Here is an 18,772-nt window from a genome sequence, read left to right on the forward strand (position 1 = left end):
ACGTCTCCAGGTTCGCGAATGACTACTGGCAGAAGACGAGTGCCGCCGTCGCATACAGGTTGGCCACGCGCACGAGGTCTTCCACCGAGACCCACTCATCGACGGTATGCTGCCCCCCCGCGCGAGGCCCGTGGGTGATCGCCGGGACGCCCGCGAGGGCGTAGACGCTGTTCCCGTCGTCGACGAATGGCTTCGGGCCGTCGGGCAGCCCGACGTTGCCCGGCGAGGTTTCGCGATAGGCGTCGCGGAAGACGGACACGAACGGGTGATCAAGGTTCAGGCGGAAGGCGTCGCGGATGAACCGGAACTGGACATCGGCGGTGGTGCCGGTCTTGGTCTCAACTTCGGCGATCAAGGCGCGGAACTCGGTCTCGACGTGCTCGCGGGACGTGCCGGGAAGCCAGCGTCGGGTGCCCTCGACGAAGCAAGAGACGGGCGCCTGATTGTAGATCTCACCGGCGTGGATCTGGCCGACGAAGACGGACTCGGCGCCAGCGACCGGGTCGGACTTGGCGGAAAGTCGGTCGTTGAGTTCCCAGGCCAGTTCGACGAGCCTGGCTCCCGCCGCGATGACGCTAGGCTGGCCAGCGGGGCGCATGACCTCGTGGACAGGAATCCCTTCGCGGCGGAAGGTAACCGTCCATGTGGCGGCGCCTCGGCCGGCGGTTGGTAGGCGGTCGAAAAGAGGTTCCGGGATCAAGACGGCGTCGCCCACGATGCCGTCGCGAATCAGACGGTCGAACTGGCGGCCGTCGCCCCAGGGGGCTTCATGATGGTCATGAGCGGTCAGAAGAATTCCGCCTGCGGCGAGCAGGCCCGAGTCTCGCACGGCACGTAGGGCCTCGACCGCGGCAGCCAGTCCACCCTTCATGTCGCACGACCCGCTCCCTTTCAGGAGATCGCCTTCGAGGGTGGGGGCGACATACGGGAGGTGGACGACGTCGATGTGGCCGTCAAACTGGAGGGTCCGCCCCGGTTTGGACGCCGAGAACCGGACGACAACGGCCGGGCTGGCGGGGTGATCGGCAACGGGTCGTTCGACCTCGAATCCGTCCTCGGCCAGGATTTGCGCGAGCATGTCGGCGGCGGGGCCGGCCTCGGCGGTGCGGCTGGGGACGGCGACCAGGCGCCTGGCGGTGTCGACCAGGCGATCGGGCCGGATGAAGGGTCGGATGGCGGCGGCGAATGCTTGGGCGTCCATGGGGCGGCATTCTATCCGCGAACGGGCGGCGACTCTAGTGCTCGACCCGATCCGGTCCTTCGGATAAAGTCATTTGCTGGATCGGGATCGGGCCGGCGGCCCGATCACCCCGACCGCCCCACCGCGCGGGATGCGAGCCCGCGAACGAGCCGCCCTGACGGCCTTCCTTACAGACCCGGAGGATTCCCCTTTGAAACGCACCACGGCCCTGGCGCTGGCCCTGGCGTGGCTGGCCACGTCGCCGGCCCAAGCCGCAGGCCCGGCACCCATCGAGCTGAAGGACGGCGACCGCGTCGTCCTGGTCGGCGGCACGTTCGTCGAGCGCGACCAGTCGTTCGGCTACTTTGAGACCGAAGTGACCCGGCGTAATCCCGGCAAGTCGATCCTCTTCCGCAACCTCGGCTGGAGCGGCGACACCGTCTGGGGCGAGTCGCGCGCCGGCTTCGGCACCGCCGAGGACGGATTTCGCCAGCTCAAGGGGCAGGTCGCCCTCATCAAGCCGACCCTGATCCTGGTGCACTACGGCGCGAACGAGTCGTTCGCCGGCTCGCAGGGCCTGCCGCACTTCGTCGAGGGGCTGGACAGGCTGCTCGACATGCTCGCGGAGACCAAGGCGCGAATCGCCCTCGTCTCGCCCATCAGGGCCGAAGACCTGGGCCGGCCTCTCCCCGACCCGTCGCGACATAATGCCGACCTGGCCCTGTACTCGGCCGAGATCAGCAAGGTGGCCGCGCGCCGGGGGTTGCCGTTCGTCGATATCCTCGATGTCGATGGGTCGAAGCTCAACCCGCCCGCCAAGCTGACCCAGGACGAGATCCAGCTCAACGCGCTGGGCTCGTGGCTGACCGCCCGCACCCTGGCCGATCGCGCCTTTGGAGCGGTTGAAGATGGCTGGCAGGTGGAACTGGAGCCCGGGAAGGCTATGTCGAAGGGGGCCGAGGTGGCGGTGGCTCCGGCGCCTTCGGATGGCTGGAAGTTGGGTCCGAAATTCCGCCTAACTGATGCCGTCCTGGCCGCCCCCGCGAGCCCGGCCGGCGGCCATACGGGCCGAAAACTGGCGGTGAAGGGCCTCGACGATTCGGCGAAATACACGCTCAAGGTCGACGGCAAGGCGCTCGTCACGGCCAACGGCAAGGCCTGGGCCGCCGGAATCGCGATCGAAGGGGGCCCCGACGCCGCCCAGGTCGAGACGCTCCGGTCCACGATCGGCCGCAAGAACTCGCTCTACTTCTACCGCTGGCGGCCCCAGAACGAGACCTACCTGTTCGGCTTCCGCAAGCACGAGCAGGGGAACAACGCCCGCGAGATCCCCATGTTCGACCCCTTGGTCGCGGAGCAGGAGTCGGCCATCGCCGGGCTCCGCGTCCCGACCCCCCGCACTTATGAGCTCGTCCGCGAAGGCGAGGTGAAGTCATGATCAAGCGCACTCATCCGTCGGGCCTTTGCCTGACGCTTGCCCTGGCGTGCGGGCTGCTCGCCGCCACCACGGCCCATGCCCAGCGGCCCCCGTTCGAGATCCCCAATCCGGACCCCGAGATCGAGCGCAAGTCGTTCCAGGTGGCCGACGGCTTCGAGGTGAACCTGTTCGCCGGCGACCCGCTGCTGGCCAAGCCGATCCAGATGAACTTCGACGCCAAGGGGCGGCTCTGGATCGCGAGCTCGGAGGTCTATCCGCAGATCCAGCCGGGGCAGACGGCCAATGACAAGGTCCTGATCCTGGAAGACAAGGACGGGGACGGCAAGGCCGATACCACCACCGTCTTCGCCGACGGGCTGCTGATTCCGACCGGGGTCGAGCCGGGCGACGGGGGGGCCTATGTCGCCAACAGCACCGAGCTTCTGTATATGAAGGACACCGACGGCGACGGCAAGGCCGACGTCCGCAAGGTGGTCCTCTCCGGGTTCGGCACCGAGGACACCCACCACATCCTGCATACGCTGCGATGGGGGTTCGACGGCCGCCTGAACATGAGCCAGTCGATCTACATTCATAGCCACGTCGAGACTCCCCACGGCGTCAGGCGCCTCAACGGCGGCGGGACCTGGCAGTTCCGCCCCGAGACGATGCAGCTTGATATCCTGATGAAGGGGCTGGTCAACCAGTGGGGCCACGCCTTCGACCGCTACGGCCAGTCGTTCGGCACCGACGGCGCCGGCGGCGAGGGGATCAATTACCTGCTTCCGGGCGCCTACTACGTCACCTCGCCCGAGGCCGTGCGCATCGTCCGTGGGCTCAACCCCGGCAGCCCGAAGCATGCGGGGCTGGAGATCGTCAGTGGCCGGCATCTGCCGGACGACTGGCAGGGGAACTTCATCACCAATGACTTCCGCGGCAATCGGGTCTGCCGATTCGTGGTCACCGAGGACGGCGCAGGCTTTGCCTCGCGCGAGCTTGGCGAACTGATCAAGACGTCTCACATGGCCTTCAGGCCGATCGACGTGAAGATGGGGCCCGACGGCGCGATCTACATCGCCGACTGGTACAACCCGATCATCCAGCACGGGGAGGTCGACTTCCGCGACCCCAGGCGCGACCACACCCGCGGCCGAATCTGGCGCGTGACGGCCAAGAACCGGCCGACCGTCGAGCGACCCAAGCTGGAAGACGCGCCCGTGACGGCGCTGCTCGACAAGTTGAAGTCGCCCGAGGATGCCACCCGCCACTTCGCCAGGCGCGTGCTCAAGGAACGTGGTGCGACCGAAGTGATTCCGGCACTCGCCGCATGGACTGCCGCGCTGGCGCCCGACGCCCAGGAGTTGCGGCTGGAAGCCCTCTGGACGTACCAGTCCCTCGACGTCGTCGAGCCCGCATTGCTGTCCGCGATGCTCGACGCCAAGGACGGCCGGATCCGCGCCGCGGCGGTTCGCGTGACGCGGAACTGGGCCGACCGGGTCTCCGATCCGCTGGCGCTGCTGGCCCCGCGCGTGCTCGACGAGCATCCTCGCGCCAGGCTTGAAGCTGTGCGTGCGCTGGCCCACATCCCCGATTCGCGGTCGGCGGGCCTGGCGCTCAAGGCGCTGGACAAGCCGCAGGATCGTTATCTCGACTACGCCCTCTGGCTGACGGCCCGCGAGCTTGCCCCGCAATGGCTGCCGCAGGCACAGTCTAAGGAAGGTCGCGAGGCGGCGTTCTCGAACCCGTCGCACCTGGTCTTCGCGCTCATCTCGCTGGGGAACAAGGACTCGGTGGCCCCCCTGATGGCCATGATCGCCGAGGGACTCGTGCCGGCCGACCGCGAGGACGCCGTGATGGACCTGATCGCCACCCAGGGAGGGCCGGCCGAGCTGACCAAGGTCTTCGAGATGGCGGTGGTCGACGGCCCGACGGCCGATGCACGACGGGCCTCGCTGCTGCAAGGCCTGATGAAGGCGACCCGCCAGAACAAGGGCCAGCCGACCGGCGACCTCGGCCGCCTGGCGAACCTGGCCAAGGCCGACCGCGACCCCGCCCTGAGGGCCACGGCCACCCGCGCCGCGGGCCTCTGGAAAGTCGAGCCGATCCTCGCCGCTCTCCGCGAGCAGGCCGGCAAGAATGTGGATGTCTCGCTGGCTCCCGCCCTGGTCGAAGCCCTTGCTTCGGCCGGCGACGTGCCGACGCTGGCGAAGTTGGCCGGCTCGGGCGACGTCCTGAGCAATCGATCGCTGGCCGTCGCCGCATTGGCGGGCCTTGATGCAACCCAGGCGGCCAAATTGGCCTCGGGGCTGATGGCCGGCGACTCCGCCGCGCCGGCGGTTCCGGTGCTGATCGGGGCCTTCTTGAACCGCAAGGGAGGGGCCGACGTCCTGGCCGGCGCCCTGAAAGAGACGACGCTTCCGGGCGACGTGGCCAGGGTCGCGGTGCGGCTGGCCCGTGGCTCGGGTGCCGAGAATCCCGGGCTGGTCAAGGCCCTGACCGTCGCGGGCAAGCTCGACGCGGCGCGCGAGCCGCTGGCGGGACCCGAGTTGACGGCGTTCCTCACGGACGTCGCGGCCAAGGGCGATGCGGCGCGGGGCGAGGCCCTCTTCCGCCGCGCCGAGCTGAACTGCATCAAGTGCCACGCCGTCGCTGGCGCAGGCGGACAGGTTGGTCCGGGTCTTGAAAGCATCGGGGCAAGCGCCCAGCCCGACTACCTGGTCGACTCGCTGCTCCAGCCCGCCAAGGCCGTCAAGGAGAACTACCACGCGACCGTGGTGGGAACCGTCGATGGCCAGGTCAAGACCGGCATCAAGGTACGACAGACCGACTCGGAACTCATCCTGCGAGACGCCGAGGACGCGGAGATCGCCATCCCGCTGTCGTCGATCGAGGACCAGAAGCCGGGCGGCTCGCTGATGCCCGCCGGCCTGACCGACTCATTGACCCGCGATGAGCTGCTGGACCTGGTCAAATTCCTGTCGTCGCTGGGCAAAGTGGGACCGTACTCGGTGGGCAAGGCCCGGCTGGCGCGGCGGTGGAGGGTGCTGGAGCCAAACGCGGCGACGGAAACTCTGCTCAGGCGCAACCGGCTGGACATCGCCGCTTCGGCCGACCCGGCCCTTCGGTTCCTGCCGGTCTACAGCATGGTCTCGGGGGTTCTTCCCCTGGCCGACCTCGCCCCGATTAACCTGACGATGAAGCTTGCCGGCCAGGATTACGGGTCGAAGTTCGGCTTCGCCCGGTGCGAGATCGACGTCTCGACGGCCGGGGCGGTGAAGCTGGGCCTGGAGGACATCTCCGGCCTGATGCTCTGGGTCGACGGCCGAGTGGTCGAGCCCAAGCCCGAGCTGACGCTCGACCTGCCTGCGGGCGTCCGGACCTTGACCATCGGCGTCGACCTTCAGAAGCGACTGACCCCCGTGCGGGTCGAGCTCGAGGAAGTCGCCGCGTCGCCGGCCCGTGCCCAGTTCGTCCTGGGCAAGTGATCGACGAATCCTGATGAAATCGAAACGGCCGGGGGAAGTCGCCGAAGGGCGGCCCCCCGGCCGTGTTCGTTCAGGTCACTTCGGGCTGGACTTCAGGGCCTTCTCGACTGCACTCCGGACCCGGTCGGGGCCAACTTCGATGTCGATGATCGTGCCATCACGGTCGACGAGGAAGCTGGCAGGGATCTCGTCGACGCCGTAGAGCTTGGTCGGGCACTGCTCGCTCGGTTCGCCATCAAGGACGATATTCGGCCAGTCGATACCCGCGGCGATGAGCAGCCTGCGGACGGCGGGGAGGGCCTTGGCCCGGGTGCCAACGTCGGACTTCTTGCTGTCGACGTTCACGCCGAGCACGACGAATCCGTCGCCCTGGTACGCGGCACTGGTGGAGGCCAGGGCCGGCATGGCTTCCAGGCAGGGGGGGCACCAGGTCGCCCAGAAGTCGACCAGGATGACCTTACCTTTGAAGTCGGACAGGTGAATGTCCTTGCCGTCGACATCCTTGCCGATGATCTCGGGGGCCGACTTGCCGAACATCGCCAGGCGGGCGCGACGGGCGGCGAAGTGGGCGCGGACGGGCTTCGACGGGCTCTCGCCGGTGATCTCGCAGACGAGGCGGGCCTGATCGAAGCGGCCGGCGCGGACGAGGCGTTGGATGGCGGCCTCGCCCAGGCTGATCAGGGTGGCCGCATCGGAGGAGTCGCCCTCGTCATCCGGGCTCGCCTTGAACGCGGCGGTGAGATCGGCGACCGCCGTCTTGTGATCGCCGCGATCGATCCTGGCGATGATCTTCACCAGCACCGCGAGGGCCCGGACGGCGGGGTCGCCTCCGGTTTTCGTCAGTCGGGCCTCGGCGGCGGGAAGGGCCTCTGCGTAGAAGTTGCCGGCGACGGCCACCTCGAACAGCTCGCGATAGGCGAGCTCGGATTCCTCGCCCTGGGCCTTGGCGGCCAGGGCCGTCAGTGCGACGATCCGGCCTCGTTCGAGTTCGGCGAGTCGCCTGGAATGCTCGGCGTTCAGGGCCTCGAGCCCGGCGAACGGGCTCTTCGAGGCCACGCCGGGCTCGTCGGCTCGGGCTGTGCCAGCCATGGCGAGTGCGGAGGCGGCGAGGAGCACGGCGCTGCGGGCGAGTCTCATGGTTCGCTCCTGAGTTCGCAGGGTGTCAAGGCCCGGCCGGGCCGCCTGGGACGGGCCATTGTCGCATGGATTGGTGACTTTTACTTGCCCTGAACCCAGGCGCGGGATACGTTTATCATAGTGCATTCCACGGCAGAAACCTGCCACCGATCGCCGGCGATCGAAGCCCTGAGAATCACCCTCAGGGAGCTCGACCGCGAGACCGGCGGCGGCGGGGCCGATGGGCATAAACCAACTCGTCGCGCCCGGGTCGTTGGCCGGTCGCTTCAGAATGAATGAAACCCAACAGGGAGTTGTCCCCATGATCCGACGACCGATTGCCTTTGCAACTCTCGCGGCGGGCCTGGCGTTTGCCATGCCGGCCCAGGCCCAGTTTGGCGGCTATGGCTGGGGCGGCTGGGGCGGGGCCAGCACCGCGCAGGGCGACTACGCGCGCGGGATGGGCATGTTCGCGGAAGGTGCCGGAATCTACAACCAGCAGACGGCCGTCGCCAACTCGATCAATGCCGACACCGCCATGCGGTTCAACCAGTACCTCTGGGAGTCGCAGCAGACGCTCAATCAGGAGCGTCAGGCCCGCGTGATCCGCACGCGCAACCTGAAGAACGAGTCGGTCAACTCGATCGCCAAGCGCCTGCGAGAGAACCCGTCGACCAGCGACATTCATAGCGGCGACGCCATGAACTCGATCCTGGACGAGTTGAACAACCCGAAGCTCTATGTCCGGGGCGTCTCATCGGCCAAGCAGACCGTGCCCGGAACCTTGATCCGCGAGATCCCGTTCCAGAAGGCCGCGGCAATGATCACGGCCAGCTATGACGAGCTGACCAAGGGCGGGCCCCCCGACTCGCTCAAGACCCCCGAGTTCGAGGCCGAACGGACCCAGTTCCGGGCGATTGCCGCGAAGATTCGCAAAGAGGAGCAGGAGCAGGGCAACCCGAATGTCGCGACCGTCGACGAGGCCCTGGAAATTATCCGCAAGACCCGCGCCAAGGTCGAGACGGTCTACCCGAACAGGACCAGCCGCCAACGCCAGCAGGCCGACCGCTTCCTGAAGGCGACCTATGGCCTACTGAAGATGCTGGAATCTCCCGGGATCGACGTCCTGCTCGCGGGCGTGGACAAGCGGCCCGAGGTCAGCCTGGGCGAGTTGCTCGCGTTCATGAACGCCTACAACTTCCGCTTCGGCTCGGCAAATACCTCGGCCCAGCGCAAAGCCTACTCCGACCTGTACCCGGCCCTGGTCAAGCTGAGGACCGAGGCCACCGAGGGCGTGCAGGGCGTGGCCGCCGCCGACACGCCGGCCCCCCCGGCACCCGACCGGACCAGGCACCCGCAGGAATTCTTCGAGAAGATGGAATACGAGCACGTCGCCCCGAAGGCGGTCCCGAAGAACTGACCGGGCCGGAATTCTCGGCCGGAACGCCTGACGCAAACACCCCCTGGGCCCATCCATTGGCCAACGTCAATGGATGGGCCCAGGGGGTTTCCGTCGACGGGGCTCAGGACGTTACGGTCTCGGCGAGGCGTCGGGGCTCGGCGGCGACCGAGGGACGCAGGACGACGTGCCTGGCCCACTCGGGCCGTGTCGTCGGGAAGTCGGATCGGGTGTGGACCCCGCGCGACTCCTCACGGGCAGTCGCCGCGGCGATCATCAGCCTCGCGATGGTGAGCATGTTCTGAAGGGTCCAGCCCGAGGGATCATCGAAGGTGGCGTTCAGGCCGTAGCGGCACCAGGCGTCGACCTGTTCGGCGGCGTCCCGCAGGCCGCCGGATTCGCGGGTGATCCCCACGGATCGCCACATCAGCGCGCGGAGCGATTCCCGGACGTCTGCAAGATCGAGAATCGACCGCTGGCCGTGAGATGAGAGGGACTCGACGGGGGGGACTTCCAGGCGGGCGGCCCCGGAGGCGAGCAAAGTCCGGCTGATGTCGTCGCCGGCGCGGGCGCCGTGGACGAGCCCTTCGAGCAGGCTGTTCGACGCGAGCCGGTTGGCCCCGTGCAGGCCCGAGCTAGTGACCTCGCCCGCGGCCCAGAGCCCAGGGACGGCCGTCCGGCCGTCGTCGTCGATGATCACCCCGCCGACCATGTAATGGGCGCCCGGGCGCACGGGGATGGGGTCCCGGGTGATATCGAGATCGAAGTTGCGGCAGAGCTTGTCGATTCCCGGGAAGCGGCGGCGGATGAATTCGGCGTCGAGATGCTTCAGATCCAGGTAAACGCACGGGTGCTGGGTCTTGGCCATCTGGGCGGTGATGGCACGCGACACGTCGTCGCGCGGGGCGAGCTCGGCCAGGCGGTGGGCGGCGGGCATGAACCGCTCGCCGTGGCGGTCGCGGAGGTAGGCCCCTTCGCCGCGGAGGGCCTCGGTGAGCAGGTGCCGCGACGACCCGGCGATGTAGAGCACGGTCGGGTGGAACTGCATGAATTCCATGTCGCGCAGGTCGGCCCCGGCCCGAAAGGCCAGGGCGTGGCCGTCGCCGGTTGCGATCGGAGGGTTGGTCGTCTCGCGGTAGAGCTGGCCGGCCCCGCCGGTGGCGAGCACGACGGCCCGCGCCCAGATGAGGCTGAGCCCTCGGCGGCGGTCCCAGACCAGGGCACCCCGGCACCGCCCTTCGTGGGTGAGCAAGTCGACGGTGAAGCTGTTCTGCCAGATGCGGATCCCGGCCCGGTGGCGGACCCGTTCGATGACGGCGCGCATGATCTCGCGGCCAGTGGCGTCGCCCATGGCATGGACGATCCGGGCATGCGAGTGGCCGCCTTCGAGCCCGAGCGACACGTGGCCGTCGACCTCGTCGAAGTGGGTGCCCCACTCGACCAGTTCGGCAATGCGCCTGGGGGCTTCGCGCACAACCAGGGCGACAACCTCGGGGTCGCAGAGTCCTTTGCCCGCGGCAAGGGTGTCGGCGATGTGGTCGGCGAAGCAGTCCTCGGGGTCGAGCACCCCGGCGATCCCCCCTTGGGCGTAGCTGCTGTTGCTCTCGCGGATCTCGTCCTTGGTGACGACCAGGACGCGCAAGGACTCGTCGATTCCAAGGGCCGCTCGCAGGCCGGCGACCCCTCCGCCGATGACGAGGACATCGGCGAAGTGGTGGGGGAGGTCGCGCGGGTCGAAACCGGCCAGATAGCGACGGAGCGGAGGCAGGGGGGTCAGGATCTCGGGTTCGAGCGGCTTGGGGTCCATGACGAAGCGTACCAAGGTCGACACGTCGAGGCCGCGGCTGGGCCAAGACGGCGGAGGCCGGCCCGGCACGAGCGTGGGGCCGGCCTCCGCGAGGATTCTACGAACGGGCCGATGCGGCAGGGGGCCGGCTTCAGCGGCTTCCCCCCTGCGGCGTGGCGGGGGTCCGGGCCGGGGGAGACGGCCGTGACAGGCTGCTGCGGTACGCCTCGACACGCGAGCGAACTTCGGCCGGGGCCACTGAGCGGGTGCCCTGGACATTGCCCTGGACGGTGTCCTGAGGCAGACCCTTCGTCGACACGGTCGACCGGCGATTGAACGACGTCCTGGGGTCGAGAGGCGGCAGGTCCGAAGCGGGAGTGGCCGCGCGACCCTGACCGGGCTTCACGGACAATTCGCGGCCTTCGCCCGCGGCGGCACTTTCCTTGGGCTTCTTGTAAGACTTGACGAACTGCTCCATCTCGCCGCGGGTCATCCCGGTCTCCTGCTCCATCTGTGGGGTGACCTTGTCGTTCTTCAGCAGATCGTCGAGTTTGCGCAAGACGAGCTCACTCTGGGGCATGTCCGGGGCCACCTGTTCACCGTCGTTGCCCGCGGGGGGCTCGGGCGCCCTGGGGCTGGGGGTGGTGGTGTCTGCCTTTGGCGTGCCGCCGTTGGCCTGTCCGCGCCCCCCATTCTGAGGATTGCCCTGGCCTTCTCCGGCCTCACCTTGCTGGTCTTTCGACTCGCCTTGCTGCCCATCGGGCTGACCCGGCTGAGGGCTGCCCGCCTTGCCGCCCGGCTGGCCCTGGCCACCGGCCTTCTGACCACCCAATCCGTCCTTGGGCTGACCCTGGCCCGGCTTGCCGCCGGCCTGAGTTGACGAGCCGGGCTGGGTTCCCCCGGGCTCGGACCCACCTTTTGCCTGTCCTTGTTTCTGGCCCGTCGAGCCGGAACCCTGAGAATCTCCGGCCGCCTCGCCCCCGGTCTTCCCGCTGGGAGTGCCTTTCGAAGAGGAAGAGTCGCCTTGTCCAGGCTTTCCGGGCTCACCCTGACCTTGTTGGCCCTGACCCGCCTGCTGCCCTAGACCCTCGCCCGCTTGACCCTCTCCCGCCTGGTTTTCACCAGCTTTGCCCTGACCTTGGCCGGACTGACCTTGGCCGGACTGACCTTGGCCGGACTGACCTTGGCCGGACTGACCTTGGCCGGACTGACCTTGGCCGGACTGACCTTGGCCTTGTCCCTCACCCTGACCTGTTTCTTGGCCCTTAGATTTTCCCTGTTGCCCCTGGCCCTGCTGGGCTTTTCCTTGTTGTCCCTGACCTTGTTGCCCTTGCCCCTGACCTTGCTGATCCTGACCTGATTGTGCCTGCTGACCCTCAGTTTGTTGACCCTGGCCCTGTTGGCCTGTCGCATTCTGACCCTCGCTCTGCTGACCCTGACTCGCTTTGCCCTGCTGGCCTTGTTGCCCTTGCTGTCCCTCTGCCTTTCGTCCTTGCTGGCCTTGCTGACCCTCGGACTTCTGACCCTGCTGGCCTTGGCTCTGCTGTCCTTGTGGACCTCGCTGCGGGTTGCTCTGATCCTGCTGACCCTGATCCTGCTGGCCCTCGGACTTTTGACCTTCCTGACCCTGCTGCGGTTGGGTCGACTGACCGGGAGGTTTTGAGGCTTCCGGGGTCTGCTGAGCTGGCTGCGAAGACGGTTTCGGCTGCACTCCGGTCTGGGCTTGCGGGTTCTTAGGCTGGCTGGAAGACGACTTCGGATCGGCCTGGGACGGATTCTCGGGGGCGGAAGGATCCTGCGACTTCTGAGTTGGATCCTGGGCACCAGGCTGACCTGGCGGCGTGTTTTCAGACTGGCGGCCGCCTTGCGGATTTGTCTGCGACTCACCCGGCTCGGGCTGGGCCTGAGCGGGGGAAGTCGGCAGGCCGGGCTTCGTGCCTGGTTGCGGCTGGTCGCCGAGCTTCGGGGGTTGGTCGCCGGTTTTGGGGGGCTGGCCGCTGGATCCGGGGGCGGGAGGCTTGGTTTCCGCTCCGGGCTTGCCGGATTGAGCCTGGGCCGAGTCCTGTGACTTGGTGCCGGACGGAGAGTCCTGATTGCGAGTTCCGGGCGTGCCGGACTTCGAGTCGGGATTGCCCGCTCCCTCCGGATTCTTCGAACCATCGGCGTTGGGCGACGCCTGCTTCGTGGGGTCGGCCTTCTCGGTCGCCGGCTGGCCGGGCTTGGTGGCCGGCGTCGTCCCCTTGGGCTGACCAGATTGCGTTGCGTCTGGCGAGGCACCCGGATTGCCGGACTTGGAGTCCTGTCCGGCTTGCGTCTTCGCGGAATCAGCGGGGCCACCGGGCTTGGCTTCGCCGCTGGCAGATGGCTGGTCAGCCTGAGGCTTGCCATCGGGACTGGCCTGGGAGGCTCCCTGACCCTCGGGGGTTTTCGCCTTCTGCGAGGCATCTCCGGGGGCCTGATTTCCCTTGGGCTGATTCGAATTCGAGGCCGAAGGGGAGCCGGCCTTGGAGTCGCCGGGAGCCTGAGCTTGATCGACTCCCTCATTCGCTCCACCGGGGGACTTCTGGGATTCGCCCTTGGCGGTTTCGCCGGACTTGGCCTGGGGATTCGACGACTTGGTCGCGTCCTTCGAGGCCGCAGAGCTTGCCCCGGATTTGCCAGGCTCGGCGGATTTCAATCCGGACTTGGTGTCGGCCGGATTCTCGCCGGGCTCGGGGGAAGTTGACTGGCCCGATTCTCCGGGCTGGCCGGCCTGAGGCTTCGTGGTCGAGCCTTCGGCGCCTGGATCCTTGGACTTCGTGGGGTCGGCCCCGGCGGGCGAGTCGGTCCCCTTGGGCTGGGCTGCAGAGCCGGACTGGTCGCCGCCAGCGGGAGGGTTGCCGGCTTTTGCACCGGACTTTGATGGATCCGTCTTCTGGGTTCCGTCCTCGGGCTGGGCACCGGTGGGCTTGGGGGCTCCGGTCTGATCGGCAGAGGAGCCTTCGGGCGTCTGGCCCGGCTTCGTTGTAGGCTTCGTTTCGCCCGGAGCGGTCCCGGATTTCGACTTCTCGGAGTCCGGACCCTTTTGGGAATTCGAGGGCTGACCGGCCTGGTCCTTAGCCGAGCTGGCTCCACCTTTAGTGGGGTTGGCTCCGCTCTGGCCGGTCTTGCTGGCGTCCCCGGACGGCGGAGTCTGTTCGCCAGTTTTGGTCTTCTGGGAGTCGGGTCGAGCGGCGGGGTCGGAACCCTGGGGTTGCGTTCCCTGCTGGCCGTCCTTCGAGTTCTTCGGGTCGCCCGATTGGCCCGGCTTGGTCGACCCAGTTTGACCAGAAGTGCCCGGCCTCTGGGGCTGCTGGTCGGGCTTGCCAGGTTGGCTCTCATCTCGAGTCGTGGAGTTCTGGCCCTGGGCGCCTTGCTGGCCGGGAGCCTGGTCCTTCACGTCACCCGGCTTTTTCGGCTCGCCCTTCTGCGGCCTTGTTTCGTCGGACTTCTGCCCACTCTGGGGCTGGGTTGTGCCCGTTGAGGAAGGCGGGGAGGTCTCGCCCGAGGGTTGCTGGGGTTTCGAAGAGTCGCTATTTGCCGACGGCTTCGACTCGTCCTTGCCTTGTTGGCCCTGACCAGCACCGTTGGGAGGCGATTGTTGCTTGGAATCAGCGGGGTTGGGCTTATCGGTCTTGGACGGCTCATTCGCCTGATCTTGCTTTGCGCCAGGCCGTTGCGCTCCCTGGCGGTTCTCCGCGCGGGAGACGGGCGACTTCCCGGAGTCGCCGTTCTGAGGCTGGTCTGTCGAAGTGCTTGGCTTGCCCTGCGGTTCGCGGGGCTCGCCAGGGTTCGCCGGATCGCGGGGCGCTGGGTCGGCCCTCTGGACTTGCTCATCCTGGGAACCAGGGGCGCCGGGAGGATTGGGTTGCGGCGGCGTGGGGTTGGACGAGCCGGGGTCGCGTCGCGGCTGGTTGGCAGCCTGAGGAGTCCCGGGCGGCTTGCCCTGGTCGCCGTTACGGGGGGCCTGCGGCTTGGAGTTTTCTCCCCCCTGGTTGGCGGGGGGGTTGCCCGACTGGGCGCCTTGCCGGTCATTGGCCGGATTGCCCTGCTCGGGAAGCTGCGGCCGGGGAGGGGTTCCGAGGGCTCGTTCGAGGCGTTTGAGCTTGTCCTCGAACTTCTGACGCTCCTGGGGGGTCATCTCCGGTTCGGACGGCGCTGGCGCGTTATTGCCCGGGTCGGCGCCTTCCTCGGGCTGGCCTTGATCCTGGCCTGTCTGCTCGACCTTGTCCTGATTGCCGGCCTGGCCTTCGCCGGTCTTGGCCGGTTCGCCGGGCTTGGGCTGGGGTTCTTCGGCGGGAGTCTGGTCAGGAGCGGGTTCTTCGGGTGCGGGCTGGGGTTCGGGCTCGGCCTGATCCTTGTCGAGCTGCGCCAGCTCGGCCGGGGGCTTGGGGGGGCCAACCTCGATGACCCGACGCGAGGTCTCGAACTTGTTCGACTGCGGCTGCTTGCTGTCGCGGACGGTCAGCCAGTACTCGATCTTCGAACCCGGCTGGACCTTGAACGCCTCCAGGTCGAGCACCTCGGAGCGGCGGAAGATGGGCTCGGGCTTGGCCTGAGTTTCCAGGAAGTTGGCGGCCGTGCGGAGGATCTCGTTCCCCTGGACGACGTGCAAAGTCACGTCCTGGAGCCCGAAGTCGTCGCCGGCCTCCATGTTCAGGCGGACCCGCGCGTTGGCGGGGGCCTTGAAGGGGTCTTCCGGCTGGGTGAATCGGGCCGTCGGCGGGTTGTCCTTGATCGACCGGATGTCGTAGACGACCGGGTCTGGATTCACCTGCCCGCCGGTGGTCGTGAACTTGATCGTGTAGGAGCCGGGCTTGGTGATGCCGAACTTGCCCACGAGGACGTCAGGGTCGTCGGGCGAGACGGACATCAGGGCCGGCGGGATGTTCTTGCCGAAGTCGAGCTGACCCGAGCGTGCGGGCTGGTTGGTCCGAGCCCTGACGGTCACCAATGTCCCTTCGAGCGCCTCGACGTTGCCCCCCTCGACGGCCGCTCGTCGTGCGACCCCGGCATAGGCGGGGAAGTCGAGGTCGTGCGTGACCCCGGTGACCATCGGGGCGGGGAGGACTTCGAGCTGATACCGGCGCGACTCGGCGTCGCCGGCGGTCAGGTAATACTCCATCCCCTGCTGCACGTTGCGGACGGTCGTCTGCCAGGGGTCGTAGCGGTTCGAGCCGGCGGCCAGCTCAATGGGGGCGAAGAAGTTGCCGCCGTCGGTGCTGACATGCAGGACGACCTTCTCGGGGGCGTTGCCTTGCACCTCGACGGAGAACGGAACATGCGTGCCGGCGACCACCCTGGCCAGCTCGGGATTGTCGCCCGGCTTGATCTTCTCCAACCGCGTGTTGGTCGGCCGGACGACGTCGGAGAGCAGGGCCCGCTTGGCCGAGTCGAGCAGGCTCTTGGGGGTCCAGAGCGCATAGAAGCAGTACAGGACGACGACGGCCGCGAGTGCGTAGGCCATCTGGGTGAGGCGGCCCTGGTTGACGACGCTCTCGACCTCGATGCGCGTCAGGTCATTGACCGCCTTGCGCTCGATCGCCGCCATGACCGACTTGGGCATCGTCTCGCGATATTTGCGGAGCTCGAGATAGTTGATCAGGCTATTCTTGAACTCGGAGTCGGTCTCCTCGATCGCCCGCGCGGCGTACAGCCCGTTGATCTTGAACAGCGATGGGCGGATGACCTGACGCCAGAGGTAATAGCCGGCCGCGGCAAGGCCGCCGTAGAGCATGATCCGCCTGGACCAGATGGGCAGGCCGAAGCGGTGGTCCAGGACGATCTCGACGAGCAAGACCGCTAGGGTGGCGAAGAGCAGGGTGAGCCCCGCGGTGATCAGGTCGGTGACCTTGATCCTGGCCCTGGTGCGGCCGATCTGGTGGTCGATGTACTGCTCGTAGTCGAGCAGTTTCCCTTGCGGCTGCGTTCCCAGGGCCATGCGGGGCTCCTTCCGATCCGGGCGAGGCCGCCCGGTGCGGTGCGTGGCGAAGGCGAGACGGGGCATCCGCGGGCGATGCCCAGCTATTATACGCCGCTCACGGCGGCCGGGAACAACCCTCAGACGAATGTCATGCGTGCATCGCCCGGGTCGGGGCCGCCGGCGTGGTCGGCGGGCCTCAACGGCCGGTCATCGCGGCTTCCTGGATCATCCGGGGGGTGACGGTGGCCAGCGGCTTGCCCGTCTTGGCCAGGACTCGGGCGGACGCGAAATAGGCTCCCGGGACGAATTCATCCACGGGCCATTTCGCGACGGCGCGGACGAACTCCCACTTCTCGGGCCCGAACGGCTCAATCGTGGCGGGGACCGTCTTGACGATGTGACCGCTGGAGTCGTGCAGGCGGAATTCGACCGAGCCGACGTAGGGGACGAACGTCGGAGGGATGGCGACCACCCCCACCACCTCGGCCCGCTCGGCCTGGACCCAGGGAGTCTCGACCCAGCAAGGGAACGACGCCGGGCCGGCCTGCGTGAAATAGTCGGGGTCGAACACATCGACCAACTGCATCGTGGCCTGGGAGGCCGGCTGCTGGACGGACAGCGGCGAGCCGAAGGCGAAGGTCCGGTCGACCCGGCCGGCGCCGTCGGCGCTGCAAAGCTCGGCGTCCAGGGCGATCAGCGATCCCGCTTTCGGCGTGAAGCCGGGGAAATTGATCCAGGGGATCTTCAGCTCCAGCTCATACCCGTCGGGGTTCCCCTTCGCCGCGATCTCGACCCCTTCCAGCACGACGTCGCTGGTGGCAATGCCCTTGCGCATTTCCCAGCGGGGCTTGACCTTGGTGCCCTCGAACGCGGAGAAGAAGAAGTGGATGGCCCCCTCGGACCAATCCTTGCTGCGGAATTTCTCGCCGGTGCGGGTGTCGAGATAGAACTCCACCGCGTCGCCATTCCAGAGCGAGCCCGGCTCGCCGATGTCGATCGGCCTCCGATCGAGAGACCGCAGCCCGATGTACAGCGAGCCCTCATCCCATGCGTAATAAAACTGGGCCGCTCGATCGTTGAGCTTGCCGTGGTTGTAGTGCACGGGGGTGCAGAACGCGTGCGACCACTCGTCGAGCTTGCCGTCGACCGCGATCGGCTTCTTGGCCCGGGTCACCAGCCCCCTGACCCCCTTGCCCAGCGGGGGTTCGTCGGCAACCGCCACCTTGCCCCCGACCGAGCCGAGGCAGGCAACCAACCCGAGGAGTAAGGTGAAACCGCGAAAGAGTGTCCGGTTGCTCATGGGAAATTCTCGAGCGGAGGGTGCAGCAGAATCGGCCCGCGGGGGCGGGAAACCCGCGAGGGGCGTGGGCCGACGCCCTGAGATGCTAGAGCGTTCGCCCAGAATTCTCAATGGCCTGAAATGTCCGGGCCGGATCACTTCCGACCGACGCGACCGGCCCGGTTCACTTCGAGCCTCGCTCGCGGATGACCGCCCAGATCGCCTCGGCGATGGCCTGCATCCCGCGGTCGCCCGGATGATTCGCGACGCCCGCATGGTCGATCTTTCGTTCGGCACCCGCCATGTTTTGGGGGTCGGCTCCGAGTTTCCCGAGGTCGACATGAAGGCCGCCCATCTCCTTGCAAATCGACCGCATGATCTCGTCTTTTGCGGGGTCGGCCCAGAAGCAACTCCGGACCACGATCGTGGGCTTGCCTTGACCCTGGATCGCGGAGATCAGACTGCGAAAGGCATCGCCGTACTCGGTCTTGAGCGCGTCTGACGTGAGGGCGGGGACGTTCTCCCCAATCGCGAGTACCACGAGATCTGCCTTGAATTCCAGTTCGCTCTTCAGGCTCTCCGCGGGGCGATAAGACTGGAAACCGCGTTCGAAGTCGGCGATATTCTTCGCCAGGATCCGCGGCTGTCCTTTCGCTTTCGTCGCGATCGTTGCCGTCAACAGATGGACGTAATCCTTCGTCTCCTCGCTGGCCGCCATGCCCCAGTTTCCCGTCCAGCCGATGTCCGGCTTCGGGCCATGCAACGTGATGCTGTTGCCGAGAAAGAGGATCTTGTTGACCCGAAGGCTCCCGACATGCAAGTCGGTGGGCTCGGCAGCCTTCTGGGGCAAGGCCATCGCTTGCAAGCCCATGAATCCCGCGAAAATGAGCGCCACGCCTACCACGACAATCCGACGCCGTCGGCCCACAAGGCCGGCCATCATTCCGTTCATCGCCATCGACGCTCCAATCGGACATTCGGGCCCTGAAACGCTTCTCACGCGGCCGACCTTGCGATCGAGTCGCGGATGAAAGCCCGCATCATAGAACGGACCTCGCAGGAAAGACATCTTCGGGATGCGGCTCGCGTTGGTTGGTGGCGGCTGCCCCAGGCGGCGGGCCCGACCCCCTCAATTTTCTGATCATCTTCCATGCTGGCCTACGGACTGA

General features: G+C 67.4%; 9 protein-coding genes. 3 read left to right on the forward strand and 6 right to left on the reverse strand.

Features of this window, described 5'->3' with window-relative positions; translation table 11 throughout:
* Positions 1-22 precede the first annotated feature (22 nt).
* Positions 23-1,201 (reverse strand): M20 family metallopeptidase, encoded by a 1,179-nt coding sequence (locus EP7_RS07835; protein ID WP_463527281.1) that lies wholly within the window; start codon positions 1,199-1,201, stop codon positions 23-25.
* Positions 1,202-1,391: 190 nt separating this feature from the next.
* Here EP7_RS07835 and EP7_RS07840 point away from each other — a divergent pair, with 190 nt between their 5' ends.
* Positions 1,392-2,618: an SGNH/GDSL hydrolase family protein gene (locus EP7_RS07840; RefSeq protein WP_463527282.1), complete on the forward strand. Its 1,227-nt coding sequence runs from the start codon at positions 1,392-1,394 to the stop codon at positions 2,616-2,618.
* Positions 2,615-6,082: a PVC-type heme-binding CxxCH protein gene (locus tag EP7_RS07845; RefSeq protein ID WP_463527283.1), complete on the forward strand. Its 3,468-nt coding sequence runs from the start codon at positions 2,615-2,617 to the stop codon at positions 6,080-6,082. Before EP7_RS07840 ends, EP7_RS07845 begins: the two co-directional genes overlap by 4 nt.
* Before the next feature lie 75 nt (positions 6,083-6,157).
* Here EP7_RS07845 and EP7_RS07850 read toward each other — a convergent pair whose 3' ends face one another.
* The gene (locus EP7_RS07850) at positions 6,158-7,219 is read right to left on the reverse strand and encodes a TlpA family protein disulfide reductase (protein ID WP_463527284.1); all 1,062 of its coding nucleotides are present in this window, start codon (positions 7,217-7,219) and stop codon (positions 6,158-6,160) included.
* 301 nt (positions 7,220-7,520) lie between these two features.
* Here EP7_RS07850 and EP7_RS07855 point away from each other — a divergent pair, with 301 nt between their 5' ends.
* Positions 7,521-8,618 (forward strand): hypothetical protein, encoded by a 1,098-nt coding sequence (locus EP7_RS07855; protein WP_463527285.1) that lies wholly within the window; start codon positions 7,521-7,523, stop codon positions 8,616-8,618.
* Between the two features lie 103 nt (positions 8,619-8,721).
* Here EP7_RS07855 and nadB read toward each other — a convergent pair whose 3' ends face one another.
* The 4 genes from nadB to EP7_RS07875 all read right to left on the reverse strand — a co-directional run bounded on the left by nadB (position 8,722) and on the right by EP7_RS07875 (position 18,555).
* Complete coding sequence (gene nadB / locus EP7_RS07860; RefSeq protein ID WP_463528383.1) at positions 8,722-10,404, reverse strand: L-aspartate oxidase; 1,683 nt, start codon at positions 10,402-10,404, stop codon at positions 8,722-8,724.
* A 130-nt stretch (positions 10,405-10,534) separates the two neighbouring features.
* Positions 10,535-16,342 (reverse strand): hypothetical protein, encoded by a 5,808-nt coding sequence (locus tag EP7_RS07865; RefSeq protein ID WP_463527287.1) that lies wholly within the window; start codon positions 16,340-16,342, stop codon positions 10,535-10,537.
* Positions 16,343-16,520: 178 nt separating this feature from the next.
* A complete protein-coding gene (locus EP7_RS07870; RefSeq protein WP_463527288.1) occupies positions 16,521-17,624 on the reverse strand; it encodes a sugar-binding protein in 1,104 nt (367 codons plus the stop codon).
* Positions 17,625-17,787: 163 nt separating this feature from the next.
* Positions 17,788-18,555 carry an SGNH/GDSL hydrolase family protein gene (locus EP7_RS07875; RefSeq protein WP_463527289.1) on the reverse strand — a complete coding sequence of 256 codons (768 nt, stop codon included), beginning with the start codon at positions 18,553-18,555 and terminating at the stop codon, positions 17,788-17,790.
* Positions 18,556-18,772 lie beyond the last annotated feature (217 nt).

This window comes from Isosphaeraceae bacterium EP7, from assembly GCA_038400315.1.
GTDB lineage: Bacteria > Planctomycetota > Planctomycetia > Isosphaerales > Isosphaeraceae > EP7.

Bases quoted from the DNA above. Each gene is read 5' to 3' on its own strand.
- EP7_RS07835 (WP_463527281.1), bottom strand. From the start codon at position 1,201: ATGGACGCCCAAGCATTCGCCGCCGCCATCCGACCCTTCATCCGGCCC.
- EP7_RS07850 (WP_463527284.1), bottom strand. From the start codon at position 7,219: ATGAGACTCGCCCGCAGCGCCGTGCTCCTCGCCGCCTCCGCACTCGCC.
- nadB (WP_463528383.1), bottom strand. From the start codon at position 10,404: ATGGACCCCAAGCCGCTCGAACCCGAGATCCTGACCCCCCTGCCTCCG.
- EP7_RS07875 (WP_463527289.1), bottom strand. From the start codon at position 18,555: ATGAACGGAATGATGGCCGGCCTTGTGGGCCGACGGCGTCGGATTGTC.
- EP7_RS07870 (WP_463527288.1), bottom strand. From the start codon at position 17,624: ATGAGCAACCGGACACTCTTTCGCGGTTTCACCTTACTCCTCGGGTTG.
- EP7_RS07855 (WP_463527285.1), top strand. From the start codon at position 7,521: ATGATCCGACGACCGATTGCCTTTGCAACTCTCGCGGCGGGCCTGGCG.
- EP7_RS07845 (WP_463527283.1), top strand. From the start codon at position 2,615: ATGATCAAGCGCACTCATCCGTCGGGCCTTTGCCTGACGCTTGCCCTG.
- EP7_RS07865 (WP_463527287.1), bottom strand. From the start codon at position 16,342: ATGGCCCTGGGAACGCAGCCGCAAGGGAAACTGCTCGACTACGAGCAG.